Source organism: Bartonella sp. CL71SXKL, from assembly GCF_042194935.1.
In the GTDB taxonomy this organism is placed as follows: Bacteria; Pseudomonadota; Alphaproteobacteria; order Rhizobiales; family Rhizobiaceae; genus Bartonella.
In genome coordinates this window covers 1-1,665 of sequence record NZ_JBHINI010000062.1, presented here as the reverse complement: position 1 = coordinate 1,665, position 1,665 = coordinate 1, and the positions used below count along the sequence as shown (strand labels likewise).

The 1,665-nt window shown below is 37.8% G+C and carries 1 protein-coding gene; it reads right to left on the bottom strand.

Translation table 11 applies throughout. The features are described 5' to 3' along the window. Positions 1-76: 76 nt before the first annotated feature. Positions 77-1,665 (bottom strand): YfjI family protein (locus ACFILA_RS09420; RefSeq protein WP_375661113.1); only part of this gene is annotated, 1,589 nt, incomplete at its 5' end.

The window sequence follows — 1,665 nt, the reverse complement described above, 5'->3', positions numbered from 1 at the left end:
GGAAAAAAGTTCCTTGATGAGAATGCCATAAAAAGAGTTTTGCGTGGTTGTCTTAAAGACTTCAAAAGAGATTTCTTTATTGTTTTATGCTGTTGTTTTTAACCAAAGGATTCCATTCATACCGTCTATCAGGACGCCGACCTAATTCATTCCCCTCTATAGGAAATTCACGAATATAGTTACAACGACATAAAAGCTCTAAAGCTTGCTTAACGGTTTGATTGTCTTTTAAAGATCTCCAACACCGTCTATAGATATCTCTTGCCGTAAAAACATTGGGTAAAAGATCACAGCGTTCAACAATTAATTTTGCACGCTCTGCTGTTAATGTATCATTCGCCGCATAAAGACGTTTTGCATGACTTATCAGATATTCTTCCCAATATAAGGCTCTCTCAAGGGCATCTCTATTGATTTCAAAACGCCCCCCTTCACTCAATTCAAAAATCAATGCAAGGGTTGGTATGGTTTTATTCATTTTCAAAAGATGCGCTTGTAAACTTGATGAGAAATGACCTCCTTTGATTGTTCTTTGAAAATTTTCCCACCATACACGAAACATTTCTTGAGCTTCAGCAGAAAAGCGTATGGTAATAGGGTGTTTTGGTGATCCTAATGGTTTATCATAAAGAGAACGAAAAATTCCTTGATAACTTTCCCATGCCTTTTGATTGGGAGGTCTATCAACCCATAACCGCTCTTTTCGTTCATCGGGCCACACCAGCATTTGAAACCGTTGCAATAAGCCGTCATTATTTGTTCCATGGTGCATTGCTTGAATAATGGGAATAATCCGTGAAGGTTGAATGCCCCCAATAATGGAAATGGTTGCATTGGGAATAAAAATGGTTCCACGTCCTATACGGTCATAGGTGTATGATTTTTTGCCATTAAAAGCTGTTAGATAAAAAGAACGGTCTGATTGATATTCCTTCCGTTCCAAATCGGATAAAAAACCAGATAATTCATCACGAACCAACAAGAGACCACGGGGGTTTTCTTTTAACAATTCCCCAAGCTTTTCGACGGTCACATCGTTGACAATAAGACGTCGTTTATTAAGCGTGTCATCTTCCTCACTTTCTTTATGTTCAAGAGATTGAGAAAGAAGAGCAAGGGCTTGTTCCTCGTCTTGATCTTTGAGTGCTTTGTAGGCTTGTTTTTTCTTTTCTCTTTTGTCTAATTCAATAAGAATATCTTTTGTTTCTTGCTGTTTTTTCTTCTTTAACCATTCTTGATGCCATTCCTCTTGAAAAACATCAAGAGGTGCTAAAGCAGCTTCCATGGTATCTGTTTTCATAGTTGAAGGTTCCCCCACAATGGCACCCCAGAGATTAGGAACAATTTTCCAATTGGCATGTTGTTTTGGAGAAACCCGCACGCCATTTCCAATGACAGCAGACAATCCACATAAAGTAGAAACAGCAACAAAATCGATAGAAGATTGTTGAATATCAGCAACGTCATAAACATAGTTTATTAATGGTGTTGGAAGCAGGAATATTTTAAAAGGCTCGACGGGTAAGAGAGCCGTAGCAATCGGTTGTAATTGCCCCCAACCATTTTGTTGCAAGGCTTGTTCATAAGAAATGGCTTTTAAACAAGTATTTTCGTTTAAAGAGACATTATCGTTATCATTGACGGGAGTATTTTCATTATTGTTTT